The 16,063-nt window shown below is 65.0% G+C and carries 16 protein-coding genes; 6 read left to right on the top strand and 10 right to left on the bottom strand.

Going from position 1 to position 16,063, the window contains the following annotated elements:
• Positions 1–113 precede the first annotated feature (113 nt).
• Positions 114–293 carry a hypothetical protein gene (locus D769_RS27045; RefSeq protein WP_008651488.1) on the top strand — a complete coding sequence of 60 codons (180 nt, stop codon included), beginning with the start codon at positions 114–116 and terminating at the stop codon, positions 291–293.
• Positions 294–306: 13 nt separating this feature from the next.
• Here D769_RS27045 and D769_RS27040 read toward each other — a convergent pair whose 3' ends face one another.
• The 3 genes from D769_RS27040 to D769_RS27030 are packed head-to-tail and all read right to left on the bottom strand — an operon-like array spanning position 307 to position 2,777.
• Positions 307–1,302, bottom strand: a complete 996-nt coding sequence (locus tag D769_RS27040; protein ID WP_152415082.1) for a tripartite tricarboxylate transporter substrate binding protein — start codon at positions 1,300–1,302, stop codon at positions 307–309.
• The gene (locus tag D769_RS27035) at positions 1,292–1,762 is read right to left on the bottom strand and encodes a MaoC family dehydratase (protein ID WP_008651486.1); all 471 of its coding nucleotides are present in this window, start codon (positions 1,760–1,762) and stop codon (positions 1,292–1,294) included. The genes D769_RS27040 and D769_RS27035 overlap by 11 nt, the downstream gene beginning before the upstream one ends.
• Positions 1,763–1,793: 31 nt before the next feature.
• Positions 1,794–2,777, bottom strand: a complete 984-nt coding sequence (locus D769_RS27030; RefSeq protein WP_008651485.1) for a tripartite tricarboxylate transporter substrate binding protein — start codon at positions 2,775–2,777, stop codon at positions 1,794–1,796.
• Between the two features lie 205 nt (positions 2,778–2,982).
• Here D769_RS27030 and D769_RS27025 point away from each other — a divergent pair, with 205 nt between their 5' ends.
• Both D769_RS27025 and D769_RS27020 read left to right on the top strand, forming a co-directional pair.
• A complete protein-coding gene (locus D769_RS27025; protein ID WP_008651484.1) occupies positions 2,983–3,894 on the top strand; it encodes a LysR family transcriptional regulator in 912 nt (303 codons plus the stop codon).
• Between the two features lie 90 nt (positions 3,895–3,984).
• Positions 3,985–5,175 (top strand): CaiB/BaiF CoA-transferase family protein, encoded by a 1,191-nt coding sequence (locus tag D769_RS27020; RefSeq protein ID WP_152415081.1) that lies wholly within the window; start codon positions 3,985–3,987, stop codon positions 5,173–5,175.
• Between the two features lie 61 nt (positions 5,176–5,236).
• Here D769_RS27020 and D769_RS27015 read toward each other — a convergent pair whose 3' ends face one another.
• The 6 genes from D769_RS27015 to D769_RS26990 are packed head-to-tail and all read right to left on the bottom strand — an operon-like array spanning position 5,237 to position 11,380.
• A complete protein-coding gene (locus D769_RS27015) occupies positions 5,237–6,529 on the bottom strand; it encodes a CaiB/BaiF CoA-transferase family protein (protein ID WP_008651482.1) in 1,293 nt (430 codons plus the stop codon).
• 17 nt (positions 6,530–6,546) lie between these two features.
• Positions 6,547–7,440: a MaoC family dehydratase gene (locus D769_RS27010; RefSeq protein ID WP_008651475.1), complete on the bottom strand. Its 894-nt coding sequence runs from the start codon at positions 7,438–7,440 to the stop codon at positions 6,547–6,549.
• A 13-nt stretch (positions 7,441–7,453) separates the two neighbouring features.
• Positions 7,454–7,852 carry an OB-fold domain-containing protein gene (locus tag D769_RS27005; protein WP_008651474.1) on the bottom strand — a complete coding sequence of 133 codons (399 nt, stop codon included), beginning with the start codon at positions 7,850–7,852 and terminating at the stop codon, positions 7,454–7,456.
• A gap of 14 nt (positions 7,853–7,866) precedes the next feature.
• Positions 7,867–9,033 (bottom strand): thiolase domain-containing protein, encoded by a 1,167-nt coding sequence (locus D769_RS27000; protein WP_008651473.1) that lies wholly within the window; start codon positions 9,031–9,033, stop codon positions 7,867–7,869.
• Between the two features lie 26 nt (positions 9,034–9,059).
• On the bottom strand, positions 9,060–10,169 hold the full coding sequence (locus D769_RS26995; protein ID WP_008651471.1) for an acyl-CoA dehydrogenase: 1,110 nt from the start codon (positions 10,167–10,169) through the stop codon (positions 9,060–9,062).
• Between the two features lie 17 nt (positions 10,170–10,186).
• Positions 10,187–11,380: an acyl-CoA dehydrogenase family protein gene (locus D769_RS26990; RefSeq protein WP_008651469.1), complete on the bottom strand. Its 1,194-nt coding sequence runs from the start codon at positions 11,378–11,380 to the stop codon at positions 10,187–10,189.
• 214 nt (positions 11,381–11,594) lie between these two features.
• Between D769_RS26990 and D769_RS26985 the strand changes: the two genes are divergently transcribed.
• Both D769_RS26985 and D769_RS26980 read left to right on the top strand, forming a co-directional pair.
• The gene (locus D769_RS26985; RefSeq protein WP_040011291.1) at positions 11,595–13,109 is read left to right on the top strand and encodes a class I adenylate-forming enzyme family protein; all 1,515 of its coding nucleotides are present in this window, start codon (positions 11,595–11,597) and stop codon (positions 13,107–13,109) included.
• Between the two features lie 10 nt (positions 13,110–13,119).
• On the top strand, positions 13,120–14,112 hold the full coding sequence (locus D769_RS26980; protein WP_008651466.1) for a tripartite tricarboxylate transporter substrate binding protein: 993 nt from the start codon (positions 13,120–13,122) through the stop codon (positions 14,110–14,112).
• Positions 14,113–14,176: 64 nt separating this feature from the next.
• On the opposite strand, the gene D769_RS26975 is transcribed toward D769_RS26980, so the two are convergent.
• Positions 14,177–14,974 carry an enoyl-CoA hydratase/isomerase family protein gene (locus D769_RS26975; RefSeq protein WP_008651465.1) on the bottom strand — a complete coding sequence of 266 codons (798 nt, stop codon included), beginning with the start codon at positions 14,972–14,974 and terminating at the stop codon, positions 14,177–14,179.
• Positions 14,975–15,147: 173 nt separating this feature from the next.
• On the opposite strand from D769_RS26975, the gene D769_RS26970 reads away from it, so the two are divergent.
• Entirely contained in the window at positions 15,148–16,050 is a 903-nt protein-coding gene (locus D769_RS26970) for a LysR substrate-binding domain-containing protein (RefSeq protein WP_008651464.1), read from the top strand.
• Positions 16,051–16,063: the final 13 nt, after the last annotated feature.

Raw genomic sequence — 16,063 nt, 5'->3', positions numbered from 1 at the left:
CCATGGCGCGAATAGTAGTGGTCTTGCTACACTTCGGGAAAACCCTATCAGGGAATCCACCAAGGATAACCAAGGGACCGACCAACCTGACCACGCCATCTGGCGCCCAGACCATGTCCACGCAAGTCGAAACCGTCTTCCTGCCCTACGGCGCAGCCTTCAACAAGACCCCTTCCAGCAACCAGGACAAGTCGTCGTGGTGGGGCAGCTACTGGGCCGGTGGCTGGGATCTGTACCTCGACAACGCCCGTGTCGTAGGCGAGGCGTTCAAGCCCGCGCAGCAGGACCGCTGAACGCCGCCGGGGGCTAGTCCGCCTTCAGTCCCAGACGCTGGACCATCGCCCGCTCAACCGAGATCTGCTCCGCCACGAAACGCTTGTAGGCGGCGCCATCCATGTACATGAGCGCCTGGTCCTGCCGCTTCAGCGCCGCGAGGTGAACCGGATCGACCGCCGCCTTGTGCAGCGCGTCTTCCAGTATCCGCACAACCGGCTCCTTCATGCCCTTCGGCCCCGCAATGCCGTAGGGGGATGCCGATACGATATCCAGCCCGAGTTCGCGCAGCGTTGGCACATCGGGCCAGCGCGTGGAACGACGCTCGGTCCAGAGGTTCAGCCATCTCAGCTTGCCGCTATCGACCAGCGTCCCGGCAGAACTGCCCGCCGCGCACATCGACACGTGACCGCCAAGCAGCGCGGGTATGCACTCGGCATCGCTCTTGTACGGAATCGCATTCAGCGAGATGCCCGTCTTCGCGCCGATCTCGAGCATCGTGACATGCGGCGTACTGAACTGCCCCGGCGAGCCATATGAATACTTGCCGGGCTCCGCACGCGCCGACTTCAGGAAATCACCCCAGGATTGCCATGGCGAGTCCGCACGCACCACGATGCCGAACGTGTAGCCCGAAATCCGTGCGAGGTATGTGAAGTCGCTCGCCGGATCGTAAGCCGTCTTCTGGATAAACGGCTGACGGAATACCGTGGCCGGAATCATGGCCAGCGTGTATCCATCGGGTTTCGCCCGCAGCAATGCCTGGGCGCCCAGCGTTCCCGACACGCCGGGCCGATTCTCCACTACCACCGATTGCCCTAACGCCGTCTGCAACGCCACGGCGTACTGACGCGCGACGACGTCCGTCGTGCCACCCGGCGCGTAAGGGACGATCAGCGTGACCGGGCCAGACGGGAACTTGTCTTCCGCCGACACGGCGCTCGCGCACAAGGCGAGCGCGAGCAGGGCGATGGGCCGAATGAATCGGGTGGATCGGGTGGATCGGGTGGATCGGGTGCTAGCGCGCATCCGGCACCCGCTTGCGCAACAGGTACTTCTGCGTGCCTTCCATGACGCGCACGTCGTTCTGGTTACGGATCTCGGATTGCATCACCAGCACGCCGGTGGTGCGGCCCGGAATCAGCTCGCTGACCGTCAGGCTGCAATACAGCGTGTCCCCGACATAGACCGGCGCCAGAAAGCGGCTGCTCTGCTCGATAAACCCCTTCAGCGATTCCTCGACCATATGCGGAAACAACCCGGCGCCCGCTGCGGTCTGGATCAGCACCTGGAAGCCATGCGCCAGCATATGGGGCATGCCATGCGCGCGGCAGTACTCCACGTCATAGTGCACCGGATGGTTGTCGCCACTGGCCAGCTGAAACGCGGCGAACAGCGCATCGGTCATGGTCCGGGAGGGCAGGTTCATCCGCTCCCCGACTTCGAAATCCTCGAAATAGCGCTGGGCGCAGAGTTCGTGTCTGATCATCGTTCGGTCTTCCTTTTCCTGCGGCGCGACGTCAGTCAGCCTTCATGTTGGCGGCGACTGCCACGGGCTTCCACTTGGCGATCTCCGCGCGCACGAACTGCGCGAGCGCCTGCGGTGTTGGATTTGGTTCCAGCTGCAACCCGAGATCGACGGCCTTGGCCTGCAGCGCGGGCTCCTTGAGCGTTGCGCCCAGCGTGTCCGTCAGCTTGCGGATAACCTCCGGCGGCGTGTTGGCCGGCGCAAACACGGCATTCCATGTATAGGCCTCGTATCCGGGCACAACTTCAGCCACCGCGGGCACGTCGGGCGTCTGCGGCAAGCGGGCAGCCATGGTGGTGGCGAGCAGCTTCACGGTACCGGCCCGGACCTGCGCCAGTCCGGTCGGCGCGCTATCGAACATGAAGGCCACGTGGCCGCCTATCAGGTCGGCCATGGCCGGCGCGCTACCGCGATACGGCACGTGAACGGTCTTGGTGTCGCTCATGTAGTTGAGCAGTTCCGCGCCGAGATGCGGCGCGCTGCCCACCCCGGCAGAGCTGTAGTTGACCTGGCCAGGATGCGCCTTCAGATAAGCGATGAACTCCTTCAGGTTCCCCACCGGCAGTTTCTTGTTGACCACCAGCACCAGTGGCGCGCGCGCGGCCAGCCCCACCGGGGCGAAGTCCTCGATAGTGCGATACGGCAGTGCGTCATGGATGCTGGGATTGACCGCGTGCGCCACCGTGGTCAGCAGCAGCGTATAACCATCCGGGGTCGCCTTCGACACGTACTCGGTACCGACCAGCGTGCCCGCACCGGTCCGGTTCTCGATCACGATCTGGGCTTTCAATTGCCGGCTCCAGCCCGCTGCCAGCGCCCGCGCGAACGTATCGGTGGGGCCACCCGCCGCGTAGGGCACCACCAGGCGGATTGGCTTCGCGGGATAGCCAGCGTCAGCCGCTGCCGGCGTTGCGGTGGCCAGGAGCGCCCCGGCGCAGATCAGCGCTGCGCCAAGCCGGTAAAGCGATGGAATCATGAGGTTGTCTCCGTCCGGTTCTGTGGTGACCGGTAACGTCGTTGCAATGTCGCCATGCCATGGCGCGAGCGATCACTATAGAATCGACAACGCGGCTCGGGCCAGTCGAAAAGTACTGAGCCCCCTTAGAAGAATTCGAACCGCGATGCCTGAAGCGCCCCTGGCCCCACGGCACCGATCGGCGCCGTGGCAACAGGAGACAACCTTGCGATTTGAGTTGACCGACCTTCGGGTCTTCGTGGCCATTGCCGAGGCGGGAAGCCTGACGATGGGTGCTTCCGACATGCATCTGACCGCGCCCTCCGCCAGCTATCGGCTGAAGAATCTGGAGCAGACCGTCGGCGTGCCGCTGTTCAATCGCACGCAGAAAGGCATGGTCCTGACGGCGGCCGGCGAGACCATGCTGCAGCACGCCAGGACGATTCTGGACAATGTGGAGCAGTTGCAGATCGGCATGCGGCGCCACACCGATGGCATCGAAGGGCACATTCGCGTTTACGCGAACAGCAGCACGATGTGCAACCTGCCCGTGGCCCTCAGCCGCTTTCTGGCGGCCTATCCCAACGTCAATGTCGACCTCGAGGAGCACCTGAGCGCGGACAGCGTTCGCGCGGTGCAGGAGCAACGCGCCGATATCGGGCTGGTGGCAGGCGCCATCGACCTGCATGGCCTCGACTCCATCCTCTATGGCGCAGACGAACTACTGTTCGTGGTGCCGCCACGTCATCCGCTGGGCATGCGCGATAGCGTCTCGCTGGTCCAGGCGTTGCGCCACGAACTCGTATCGATCGGCAGCAAGAGCAGCAATTTCCTCTATCTGCAGGATATGGCAACGCGCGCCGGCATCGTCCCGCATGTGCGCGTCCATGCGCCGAATTTTCCGGCCGTGATCCGCTGCGTGCAGGAGGGCGCCGGCATCGCACTGGTACCGCGTTCCGTGGCGGCGCCGGCCATCGCGCAAGGGCTCGTCGAGGGCGTGGTGCTGGACGAACCCTGGGCCATGCGCGAGCAGCGCGTGGTCGCGCGCAGCCTTCAGAGCTTGCCGGACTACACGCGTGCGTTCATTCGCTTTCTGACGGAATCCAGCGAGTCACTCCCAGACACCGTCCTGCGTTAGATGTGTTTGAAGCCGTGTAAGGAAATATCGACTGGCTTCGTCACACACGTCACTCCATACTCGGCCATCCCACGCCTAATGGAGCCCGCCGTGCCCCCTGCAGTTCTTCCCCTGGAAGGCGTCACCGTCGTCGCGCTGGAACATGCCGTCGCCGCCCCGTTCGCCAGCCGTCAGCTTGCCGATCTCGGCGCGCGCGTCATCAAGATCGAACGCCCTGGTGTCGGTGATTTCGCGCGCGGCTACGATAAGACCGTGCACGGCATGTCGTCGTTCTTCGTTTGGGCCAACCGGGGCAAGGAAAGCCTGTCGCTCGATCTGAAGCATCCCGACGCGGCAGACATCCTTCAGCAATTGCTTGGCGAGGCTGACGTGTTGATCCAGAACCTCGCGCCCGGCGCCGCCGATCGGCTCGGACTAGGCTTCGACGCGCTGCACACCCGCTTTCCAAAGCTGATCGTGTGCGACATATCGGGCTATGGCGACCACGGCCCCTATCGCGACAAGAAGGCCTACGACCTGCTGATCCAGGCGGCGGCTGGCCTGATATCGGTCACCGGCGGTGAGGACGCGCCGTCGCGCGCCGGGATCTCGATCGCCGACATCGCGGCCGGCATGTACGCCTACTCGGGCATCCTCTCGGCGCTGCTGCTGCGTGCCCGCACCGGCGTGGGCGAGCGCGTGGAAGTCACCATGCTGGAAGCGCTCGGCGAGTGGATGTCGTATCCGCTGAACTTCGCGCACTATGGCGGCACACCGCCCGCCCGGCATGGCCTGGCACATCCCTCGATCGCGCCGTACGGCCACTATCGCACCGGCGACGGCGGCAGCGTGATCTTTGGACTGCAGAACGATCGGGAGTGGCAGCGCTTCTGTCTGAACGTTCTGGACGATGCGGCCCTGGCGAACGACCCACGCTTCACGACGAACCTGGAACGCGTGAATCATCGCGAGGCGCTGGACGTGGAAATCGGCAAGCACCTGAACCGGATGACGCGCGACGAACTGATCGAACGTCTCGATCAGGGCGGCATTGCGAACGCACCGCTGAACGACATGCACGACGTCTGGAACCATCCGCAACTGGCAGCGCGCCAACGCTGGCGTGAGGTTGCGACGCCCGCCGGATCGATCCAGGCCCTGTTGCCGCCCGCCACGCTGGCAAACGCGCCAGCGCGCATGGGTGATGTGCCGGATCTCGGAGAACACACTGCCGCCATTCTGGGCAAGCTTGGATACACCGAGGCGCAACTGGAAGCGCTACGCCAGCAAGGGGCGATCTAGCACCACACACAAAAAAAGACCGGCAGTGCCTTGCACTGTCGGTCTTTTTTTAAGGCTTGTTTTACAGAATACCCTTGGCGCGCAAGTTCGCGACTTCGTCGGAACCAAGCTTGAGATTGTCGCGCAGCACCTCGTCCGTATGCTGGCCGAGCCCCGGTGGCGCGTAACGCACCGTCGTGGGCGTCTCCGACAGCCTCAGCGGGCTGGCCGTGCTGCAGATCCGGTTCACGCTATCCGACGGGGGACATCCTGCCTCCCCGTAGCGCTCCTGCTCGACGCGCAGCCCGCGATGCTGGACATGCTCGTCGGCAAATGCCTGGGCGATATCGTTGATCGGACCGCAAGGCACTGACGCAGCCTCCAGCAGACGAATCCATTCGCTGGTCGGCCGGGTCCGCGTGACCTCGCTCATCATCGGAATCAGCGTCCGGCGATGCGTGACCCGGGCGCTGTTGGTGGCGAACCGCTCATCGCGCGCCCAGTCGACATCGGCGGCTTCGCAAAAACGCACGAACTGGCCGTCGTTGCCGATGGCAAGCAGCATGTCGCCGTCCTGTGTCGGGAAATCCTGATACGGCACGACGCTCGGGTGCGTGTTCCCCTGGCGGGTCGGCACGACACCCGCATTCAGGTATCCCGCGCCCTGATTCGCCAGGACCGCCATGGCAACGTCGAGCAGCGCGACATCGATATGCTGGCCTCGGCCGGTGAAGTGCCGCGCCTCCAGCGCGCCAAGAATGGCCGTGGTGGCGTACATGCCCGTGAACACGTCGATCACGGCGACGCCCACGCGCACCGGGCCCGCGCCGGGCTCTCCGTCGGCTTGGCCAGTGATGCTCATCAGGCCGCTCATGGCCTGGATCAGCAGGTCATAGCCGGGACGTGCCGCGTAGGGACCGGTCTGACCGAAGCCCGTGACCGAGCAGTAGATCAGGCGCGGATTCAGCGCGCTGAGCGAGTCATAGTCGAGCCCGTAGCGCTTGAGGCCACCGGTCTTGTAGTTCTCGATGACCACGTCGCTCTGCATCGCCAGTTCACGGATCAGCTTCTGCCCTTCCGGCTTGGCGATGTCGATCGTCACCGAGCGCTTGTTGCGATTGCACGCGGCAAAGTAGCTCGCCTGGCTCGTGGGCCCATCTTCGTCTTGCAGATACGGAGGCCCCCAGTGCCGGGTGTCATCACCCGCGCCGGGTTTCTCGACCTTGATCACGTCCGCGCCCATGTCGGCGAGGTTCTGCGTGCACCACGGCCCGGCCAGCACGCGCGATAGATCCAGCACGCGGATATGGCTCAGGGCGCCGGTCTGCCGGGACGGCAGCGGCAGACCGGTGGTCGAATCGGTGGGTGTCGTCATGGGAATTCGTTGGGTATTCAGGCGATCTCCGCCCAGCCGTGGCTGAGCACGACCTTGTCGCGCTCCAGCACCTTGGCGCGCAACTGGAACTGATTAGGCTGAGCGGGATCGCGCCAGATCTCGGTGACGAGCGTTTCGCCCGGAAACACCGGTGATGCGAAGCGGATATCGAACGCGCGCAGCCGTGCCGGGTCGTGACCCGCGCATTGCCGCAGCAGCGCATGCGCAACAAGGCCGTAACTGGCCAGGCCATGCAGGATCGGCCGCTCGAATCCCGCTGCCGCCGCCACGGCAGGGTCCGCGTGCAGCGGATTGAAATCGCCCATCAGGCGATACAACAGCGCCGCTTCAGGACGCGTCGGCTGCGTATCGACAAAGTCAGGCGCCCTGTCTTCAGGTGTCGGCCGCAGCGCGGGCAGTGGATCATCGCTCGGTTGCCCGCCTTCCGCCTGACTGTAGCCGCCATCGCCACGCAGGAACGACACCTGCTGGACGGTCGCCAGCAGTTCACCCTGTGCGGTTTCCAGCTTCCGCTCGGTCACCATGATGGCTCCCTTGCCGGCGCCCTTGTCGGTCAGGTGCGTGATGCGGTTATGACCGACAACCTCAGCCTCTGCGGGCAGCGGACGGTGCAGCCGCAGCCGCTGTTCGCCGTGCAGCAGCTTGACCCAGTCGATACCGGTATCTGGCTCGCGTGCCCAGAAGCCGGGATAGCCCAGCACCACCGCTTGCGACGGCAGCGCGCGCAGCCCGCCGGCAGCGCCTTCGTAGACAAAAGGCAATGCCGATGCATTCATCGGATCATTGCCCAGGCCCAGGCTCAGCGCGTACAGCATGGTGTCGCGCGCGGTGTAGTGCTGACGGACCGGCGCGAACGGCCGGTTCCGCAGGTGCTGGTAGCTGATCGGCATCCTTCCCTCTGGTTCAGACCGGTGCGAAGACAGGGACCGGCGCGCCGCCGTCGGTCTCGGCGAACCGCACCTTCACGCGCTGGCCGATGTGTACGGTATCGAGATCGGTGTCGACGATATTCGTCATCATCGTCACGCCGTCATCAAGCTTCACATAGGCGATGCAGAACGGATTGGGGCCGGCGCGACGCGTGATGCTGAACGAGTAGATCTCGCCCTGCCCGCTGGCGGTCTTCCACTCGGTGTCACCCATGCAGAACGGGCACAGCGTGCGCGGATACCAGTGCGGCTTGCCGCAGGACTTGCATTGGCGCACCAGCAGTCGCCCCTCGCGGGCGGCCTGCCAGAAGGCGGTGTTGTCAGGCTGCTCGTCGGGAGCCTTGTACGGAGTGGGGACGTAAGGAGTCGTCATCTGTGGCATCCCTGTTATTCGCGTTCGAGGATCAGCGTGGCGGAACCATGGCGTGAGCCCATGTAGCCGCCGGTACCCTGGGCCAGCGCCAGGTCGCAGTTCTTCACCTGCACCGCCGGGTGGGCCTCGCCGCGCAACTGGCGCACGGCTTCGATCACCTTGGTGATACCGCCACGGTTGGCCGGGTGGTTGTTGCAGAGACCGCCGCCATCGGTATTGAACGGCAGCTTGCCCACGCCGGAGATCAGGTTGCCGTCCATCACGAACTTGCCGCCTTCGCCCTTCTTGCAGAAGCCCAGGTCTTCCAGCTGCATCAGCACGGTGATCGTGAAGCTGTCGTAGATCGACGCGTACTTGATGTCTGCCGGGGTGACACGGGCTTCCTCGAAGGCTGCAGCGCCGGAGAAACGCGCGGCGGACCACGACAGGTCCACCTGGCCGCCCAGCAAACCCTTCACGTGCTCGCCAGCGCCCAGGATCTTGATCTTCGGGCGATTGAGCTTGGCCGCGATTTCCGGGCGGGCCACGATGAGGGCGCCGCCACCATCGGACACCACGCAGCAGTCCAGCCGGTGCAGCGGGTCCGAGATCATCGGGGAGTTCACCACGTCCTCGACGGTGACAACTTCGCGCAACATGGCGTTCGGGTTGTACTGGGCGTGATGCGACGCGGCCACCTTGACCCACGCGAGCTGCTCGGGCGTGGTGCCGAATTCGTACATGTGCCGCTGGGCGACCATCGCGTACAGGTTGACCGTCACCGGGTTGAACGGTGCCTCGAACGGCTGGTCCGGCAGGTTCGCGCCCCAGTTGCGTGCCTGCGTGCCGCTCGAACCTTCCGAACGCGGACGGCCGGCCAGCGTGATCAGCGCTACGTTGCACTTGCCGGCGGCGATGGCCTGCGCGGCGTGCGAGACGTGAGCGATGTAGGAGGACCCGCCCATTTCGGTCGAATCCACATGGCGCACGTTCAGGCCGAGATAGTCGACCATGTTCACCATACCGAGGCCCGGGGCGTCACCGGCGCAGAAGTAGCCGTCGACGTCGGCCAGTGACAGGCCCGCATCCTCGAGCGCGCCCTTGGCGCTTTCCGCGTGAAGCTGGGCCACGGTCTTGTCCGGTGCCTTGCGGGTCGGGTGCTCGTACGCCCCGACGATATATGCCTTGCTATTGATGGTCATGAACAGTCATCCGTTATCGGGTCTTGTCAGGCCGCCATGGCTTCGCCGTAGCGTTCCAGGTGGAGGTCGGTATCGCCCAGCAGGACGTCTACCATGGTCAGCGCCTTGAAATAGTCGCCAACCTCCAGTTCATCGGTCATACCCATGCCGCCGTGCAACTGCACCGCCTGCTGGCCGGCGAAGCGCGCGGCCTTTGCCGTGACGACCTTCGCGGCGGACACCTTGCGGCGGCGCTCGGCCGCATCGGTGGCATCGAGGCCCTGCGCGGCCACGTAGGCCATCGACAGCGCCAGTTCCTTCTGCAGCAGCATGTCGGCCACGCGGTGCTGAAGGGCCTGGAAAGATGCCAGCGGCTTGCCGAACTGCTTGCGGGTGCCAAGGTACTCGGCGGTGATCTCGATCAGGCGTTCGATAGCGCCGGCCGCCGCCGCGCATTGCGCGGCAACGCCGTGATCGAGTCCAAGCTCCAGGGCCTCGAGACCGTTCGTCGTGACCAGCGTGGCGGGCACGTCGGCGAGTTGCAGGTCCGCGCCCGACAGTCGGTCCATGGTCGGATAACCGGTTACCGTCAGCCCCGTCGCGTCGCGGCTCACCAGGAACAGCGCCAGCGCGCCGTCGAGCATCGCCGAAACAATGTACGTATCAGCCACCGCGCCATGCCAGACCACCGACTTCCGGCCATTGAGCACATAGCCGTCGGCACCGGCCTTGCGGGCCGTCGTCTTGGCAACTTCGGGGCGATAACGCGAGTCCGGCTCCAGGTAGGCCAGCGTGAAGATCTTGTCGCCACTCGCGATGGCGGGCAGCCACTCGGCCTGCAGGGCAGCAGGCGCGTGATGCGCGAGGATCGCCGTGGCGATGACCCCGCTCGGGATCACGGGCTCCTGCACGAGCGCGCGCCCCAGTTCTCGCTGCACGACAACCTGGCTGGTCGGGCCGTGGCCAAAGCCACCGTGGTCAGCCGGCACGGCCAGCCCGAGCACGCCCATCTCCGCCAGCGACGACCAGATGCCCCGGTCGAAGCTGCCGTGTTCGCGCGCGTTGCGGCGGCGCTTCTCGAAGGTGTACTCGGATTCGACAAAGCGGCGCAGGCTGTCGGCGAGCATCCGCTGTTCTTCGCTATACGTGAAATCCATGCTTGTCGTCCTTTCGCCTAGAAACCGATGATCATCTTGGAGATGATGTTCTTCTGAACCTCGGTCGAGCCACCGTAGATCGTGGTCTTGCGCATGTCGTAGTAGGTCGAGGCAGCCGGTGCCGCCCATTCCGCGCCACTAACGGGCTGAGGCGCGCCCAGCTCCATCCAGTCCGTCGAGTAAGGCCAGCCGTTCGGGCCCGCCACTTCCATCTGGAGCATGGCGATGTCCTGCTGCAGCTCCGAGCCACGGATCTTGACGATCGACGCTTCCGGGCCGGGGGTGCCCGCGGCCTGCGTGGCCACGCGCAACAGCAGCATTTCCAGCGCCATCAGATCCATCTCGAGACGGGCGATCTTGTCGCGCATACGGACGTCGTCGATCAGGCGGCCGCCGCGGCCATCGGTGGTCTCGGTGGCGTACTTCCGGAGCAGGCGCAGTTCGCGGTAGCAGTGCCCGATGCCGGCGATGCCGGTGCGCTCGTGGCCAAGCAGGTACTTGGCGTAGGTCCAGCCCTTGTTCTCCTCGCCGAGCAGGTTCTCGACCGGTACCTCGACCTCCTCGAACCAGGTCTCGTTCACGTCGTGGCCGCCGTCGAGCGTCTTGATCGGTCGCACGGTCACACCGGGCGATTTCATGTCGATCAGCAGCATCGAGATGCCTTCCTGGGCCTTGGCTTCCGGGTCGGTACGCACCAGGCAGAAGATCCAGTCGGCGAAATGCGCCATCGTCGTCCAAGTCTTCTGGCCATTGACGATGTACTTGTCGCCACGGCGCACGGCGCTGGTCCGGAGCGAGGCGAGATCCGAACCGGAACCGGGTTCGGAATAACCCTGACACCAGAACTCTTCCACGGTCGGGATGCGTGGCAGGAAGCGCTCCTTGTGCGCGGCGCTGGCGTACTTCATCAGCACCGGGCCAATCATCGTGAGACCGAACGGCAACATGCGCGGGGCGCCAGCCCGCAGCGTCTCGATCTCGAAAATCAGGCGCTGCAGCGCGTTCCAGCCCGTGCCGCCCCATTCCTTCGGCCAGGTGGGGGCGCCCCAACCATGCGCATGAAGGATGCGGTGCCACCGCACGTAGTCGTCCTTTTCCACACGCCTGTGGCCCAGTACCTTGTCGCGAATATCTGTCGGCAAGTTGGCCTGGACAAAGGCGCGGACTTCCTCTCGGAAGGCTTCTTCTTCCTTGGTGAAACGCAGGTCCATGAATCTGTCTCCGGTCTAATGAACAGATTCTATGGGCGCCCGGGCCGGGCTGGTTCAAGTTTGCCGAATCCTGCCTTTGACAACGCGAAATGCACACCAGCCGACCGTTTCAGCGCCTTGAAGCCGCCCCTTGCCATTTACGAATGGCGCCGGCCAGGCTTTGCAGCGATGCTGGCCGGACTTTTCCCCCGCAACACAAAGGACGGCAATTCCCGTGACCACCCGGATTCATCACTTGCTAGACCGCTGGCTGACCGAGTCGCCCGATCAACCGTTCATCCATCTGCCGGACGGCCGCAGCCTGACCTTCGCCGATCTGGGCGCGCTGACCACCGCGGCCGAAGCGGAATTGCTGGCGCTCGGCGTCCTGCCGGGTGACCGCGTCCTGGTCGTGGCGGAAAACTGCCCCGAACACGCCGCGCTGATCCTCGCCTGCAGCCGTGTGGGGGCGTGGTCCTGCGGCGTCAACGCGCGGATGGCGCCGGCCGAAATCGACGCTTTCGCCGCCAAGGCAGATGCCCGGGTGATCTACTTCACCGCGGCGGCGTCACGTGCCGCATCCACCCATGCACGCCGGTTCGACGCCGTGCCTTCCGCGCTGAACGGCATGGAACACAGCCACGTCCGCGCCGACGCAACGCCGGAAGGACTGCCGTTGCAGGCCCAGGTGGCCGCGCTGATCTTCACCTCCGGCACCACCGGCGAGCCCAAGGGCGTGATGCTCACGCACGATGCCCTGATTCACTTTGCCCGCGTGACTTGCGAGGCCCGCGCGCTGAGCCCGGTGGACCGCAGCTATGCGTTTGTGCCGATGACCCACATTTTCGGACTCGGCACCGTCCTGCTCAGTTCGCTGCTGGCCGGCGCGCAACTGGTCATGCGCCCGCACTTCGATCCGACCGACCTGCTGGATGCGCTGGCGCACTGCGGCGTGTCGCAATTGCAGGGGCCGCCGACGCTGTATTCGCGTCTGCTGGCGCACCTGCAACATGAGGGCATCACGACACCCACGGCGCCCGCGCTGCGCTACCTCTACACCGGTGCCGGTCCGCTGGATCTGTCGCTCAAGCAGCGTGTGGAGGCCACCTTTGGCCTGACGTTGCACCACGGCTACGGGCTGTCCGAGTACGCAGGCTCGGTGCACGTGACGCGGCTTGGCGACCGGCGTGCCGATACCAGCGCGGGTTATGCGGTGGCCGAGGCCGAAGTGCAGGTCACCGACCCCGTCACCGGCACACCGTTACCCCTGGGTGAACGCGGCGAGCTGTGGCTGCGCGGACGAGGCCTGATGCCCGGCTATTTCCGCGATCCGGATGCCACCGCGAAAGCCATGCGCGAAGGCGGCTGGTACGCGAGCGGCGACCTTGGCGAAATGCACGCGGACGGCGCGCTGTTCGTGGTGGGCCGCCTGAAGGAAATGATCATCCGCTCCGGCTTCAACGTCTATCCGGCTGAGGTGGAGACCGCGCTCAACACGCACCCCAGCATCCAGCGCTCGGCGGTGGTCGGCTGCCGCGAAAGCGATGGCAACGAGGAGATCATCGCCTTCGTGGAACTGCGCCCCGGCGCCACGCTCGACGTTGCCGCGCTGCAGAACCACCTGCGTGAACGTCTGGCCCCGTACAAGCGCCCCGCGCGCATCGTGGCGCTGCCAGAGCTGCCAACGAATAACAACGGCAAGATCCTCAAGCGCGAGCTGCAGGAACAGGCCGCATCACTGCTGTCATAGGAGACTCCCCATGCAAGCCCCCCGTTCCTTCGCCATGCGCAGGCGGCTTCTGGCCGCCGGCCTGCTCGGCGCCGTCGCGCATCCGCTTTCCGCGCTCGCGGCCGATACCTGGCCGTCCAAGCCCGTGCGAATGATCGTGCCATTTCCGCCTGGCGGTCCGGTGGACACCACGGCGCGCATCTTCGGCCAGAAGCTCGGCGAGATGTGGAAGGTCCCGGTCGTCATCGACAACCGTCCCGGCGCGGGTGGCGTGATCGGGGCGACCGTCGCGGCGAAGGAACCTGCCGACGGCTACAGCCTGTTCGTGGGCGCCATCCATCACTCGGTCAATCCGTCGCTGATGGGCAAGCTGCCCTATGACATCGAGAAGGATTTCGCGCCGGTCAGCTTCGCGACGATGTATCCGATCTTTGTGGTGGTGCATCCGTCCGTGCCCGCCAACAACATCAAGGAATTCATCGCGTACGCAAAGAAGAGCGACAAGCCGCTCGCGTTCGGCTCTTCCGGCAATGGCGGCGGTACGCATCTGGCAGGCGAACTGTTCAACATGGAAGCCGGCACAAAGCTGCAGCACATCCCCTACAAGGGCAGTGCCCCAGCCATGAGCGACCTGCTCGGCGGACAGGTGCAGGTAATGTTCAGCGACGCCCCGACTGCCCTGCCGCACATCAAGACGGGCCGCATCAAGGTGCTCGGCGTGGCCAGCCGCCAGCGCTCGGCCATCCTGCCCGACGTGCCGACCGTTGCGGAATCGGGCCTGCCCGGCTACGAGGCCTACTCATGGGCCGCGCTGTTCGCGCCGGCCCACACGCCGCAGCCAATCCTCAACAAGCTCAACGCCGATTTCAACGTCGCCATGAACGACCCGGCGGTGCGCCAGCGCATGGTGCAAGCCGGCGCGGATGCCGATCCGGGCACGCAGGAACAGATGCGCCAGCGACTGCACAGCGAAATCGAGAAATGGAAGAAGGTCATCCAGACAGCCGGCATTACGGCTGGGTGACGGATGACCCTGAGGGTGACGTGAGACCGGGGGCGATGCCCCCGGCAGCCATCAGTCGCGAGAGTCAGTCCCGGGAAGCCGCAGGCCAGCGGAACAGCGGCGGCTCCTTTTCCTTGAAGCGGCGCACAGCTTCTCGGTGGTAGCTGGTGGTGAACGCGATGCCCTGCCCCAGCGACTCCATTTCCAGCATGGCACGCACATCGCTGCCGAGCGACTGGTTCAACGCGCGTTTGGCCATGGCGAATGCAGCCGGCGAAGCGCCGGCCAGGCCGCGAGCCAGTTCGTCGGCGCGGGCATGGAGCTTGTCCTGCGGCACGATCTCGAACACGGCGCCGATCTGGCGCGCTTCCTCCGCGCCGATTTCGCGCGCGCTGAACACCAGTTCCCGCGCTTTCGCCATGCCTACCACTCGCGGCAGCGTGTATAGCGCACCGCAATCGGGCACCAGGCCAACTTTCATGAACGGCATGCAGAAGCGCGCGCGCGGCGACGCCACGATGAAATCGGCAAGCAGCGCAATGCTGAAGCCGGCCCCATAGGCCACCCCATCGACAGCCGCAACCACGGGACGATCCAGATCCACCAGCATGGCGATCCAGCCATGCATGTCGTCCATGCGCGCGCGGCCCGCATCCGCCTCCGTCACGTTCATCGCGCGGATGTCGCCACCGGAGCAGAAGTCCTCGCCGGCGCCGCGCAACACTACGGCGCGCACCGAGCGGTCGGCGCGAATCCGCTGTACTGCGTCGCATAGCCCATCGCGCATGGAACCGTTCAGGGCGTTCTTCTGCTTCGGACGGTTGAGCGTCAGCGTTGCCACGCCATCCGAAATTTCTACCAGCAAGCCGTCTTCTTCTGTCATGCCTGTCTCCATTTTTCGTCTACCACGGTCAGCTTGGCCGATCCTTGGCCATCCCGCCATTTGCATGTGTTGAATCCTGCGTTCGCCTGCGCGGAAGTCCCCCCCGTAGTTGCGCGAATAGATCGAATGGGCCCGTTGGGGGGATAATCGCTGACTATTCTGGAGACAACGTCATGCGCTTCGACCTGGTCGATCTGAATCTCTTCACGCATATCGCTGAGGCCAGCAGCCTGACCCGCGGTGCAGAACGTTGCCACCTATCCCTGCCGGCTGCGAGCACCCGCATCAAGAACCTGGAAGAACAGGTTGGCGTCAAACTGCTGAGCCGCAGCAGCCTCGGCGTCAAGGTGACGCCGGCGGGCGCGACGCTGCTTGCGCACGCGCGGCGCGTGCTGCGCCAGATCGAGCAGTTGAGCGGCGACCTGCAGGAGTATTCGTCCGGTATCAAGGGGCATGTACGCGTGTTCGCCAACACCACCGCGATGAGCGAGTTCCTGCCCGGTGTGCTGCGTACGTACCTCGTCAATCACCCCGACGTGACGGTCGACATCCGGGAGCGCCTCAGTCCGGATATCGTCAGGGCCGTGCAGGAAGGCATGGTCGATATCGGCATCGCCGCCAGCGGCGTCAACATGGAAGGCCTGGAAGTGATGCCCTATCGGCTCGACAGGCTCGTGCTGGCGACGGCACTCAGCCATCCGTTTGCCCAGAAGAAGCGGGTGCGCTTCGTCGAAACGCTCGATCAGGATTTCATCGGCCTGCCCGAAGAAAGCGCCATCCACAACTTCCTGAAGCGTGCCGCATCGGACCTGCAGCGCAACCTGCGCTGGCGCATCCAGGTCAGCAACTTCGAGACCGCCGCGCGCATGATCGAGGCAAACGTGGGGATCGGCGTGCTGCCGGAGAGCACCGCGCGCCGGCTTGCCCAGACCATGGCGCTGAAGATCGTACCGATCGAGGATGAGTGGGCCGAGCGCAAGTTGCAGATCTGCGTGGCGGACCTGGACGCGCTACCCGTGTTCGCGCGCAAGCTGGTGGAACTGCTGGTCGAGGACGGCATCGGCAACCCGGTCTGACGATTGCCGACGC

It is taken from the genome of Cupriavidus sp. HMR-1 (assembly GCF_000319775.1).
Taxonomy (GTDB): domain Bacteria; phylum Pseudomonadota; class Gammaproteobacteria; order Burkholderiales; family Burkholderiaceae; genus Cupriavidus; species Cupriavidus metallidurans.
The sequence above is the reverse complement of the archived record's forward strand: the minus strand, read 5'-3'. Positions and strand labels throughout refer to the sequence as shown.

Excerpts from the sequence above, each read along its gene's own strand:
- D769_RS27045 (WP_008651488.1), top strand. The coding sequence starts at position 114 with ATGTCCACGCAAGTCGAAACCGTCTTCCTGCCCTACGGCGCAGCCTTC.
- D769_RS27040 (WP_152415082.1), bottom strand. The coding sequence starts at position 1,302 with ATGCGCGCTAGCACCCGATCCACCCGATCCACCCGATCCACCCGATTC.
- D769_RS27035 (WP_008651486.1), bottom strand. The coding sequence starts at position 1,762 with ATGATCAGACACGAACTCTGCGCCCAGCGCTATTTCGAGGATTTCGAA.
- D769_RS27030 (WP_008651485.1), bottom strand. The coding sequence starts at position 2,777 with ATGATTCCATCGCTTTACCGGCTTGGCGCAGCGCTGATCTGCGCCGGG.
- D769_RS27015 (WP_008651482.1), bottom strand. The coding sequence starts at position 6,529 with ATGACGACACCCACCGATTCGACCACCGGTCTGCCGCTGCCGTCCCGG.
- D769_RS27010 (WP_008651475.1), bottom strand. The coding sequence starts at position 7,440 with ATGCCGATCAGCTACCAGCACCTGCGGAACCGGCCGTTCGCGCCGGTC.
- D769_RS27005 (WP_008651474.1), bottom strand. The coding sequence starts at position 7,852 with ATGACGACTCCTTACGTCCCCACTCCGTACAAGGCTCCCGACGAGCAG.
- D769_RS27000 (WP_008651473.1), bottom strand. The coding sequence starts at position 9,033 with ATGACCATCAATAGCAAGGCATATATCGTCGGGGCGTACGAGCACCCG.
- D769_RS26995 (WP_008651471.1), bottom strand. The coding sequence starts at position 10,169 with ATGGATTTCACGTATAGCGAAGAACAGCGGATGCTCGCCGACAGCCTG.
- D769_RS26990 (WP_008651469.1), bottom strand. The coding sequence starts at position 11,380 with ATGGACCTGCGTTTCACCAAGGAAGAAGAAGCCTTCCGAGAGGAAGTC.
- D769_RS26980 (WP_008651466.1), top strand. The coding sequence starts at position 13,120 with ATGCAAGCCCCCCGTTCCTTCGCCATGCGCAGGCGGCTTCTGGCCGCC.
- D769_RS26975 (WP_008651465.1), bottom strand. The coding sequence starts at position 14,974 with ATGACAGAAGAAGACGGCTTGCTGGTAGAAATTTCGGATGGCGTGGCA.
- D769_RS26970 (WP_008651464.1), top strand. The coding sequence starts at position 15,148 with ATGCGCTTCGACCTGGTCGATCTGAATCTCTTCACGCATATCGCTGAG.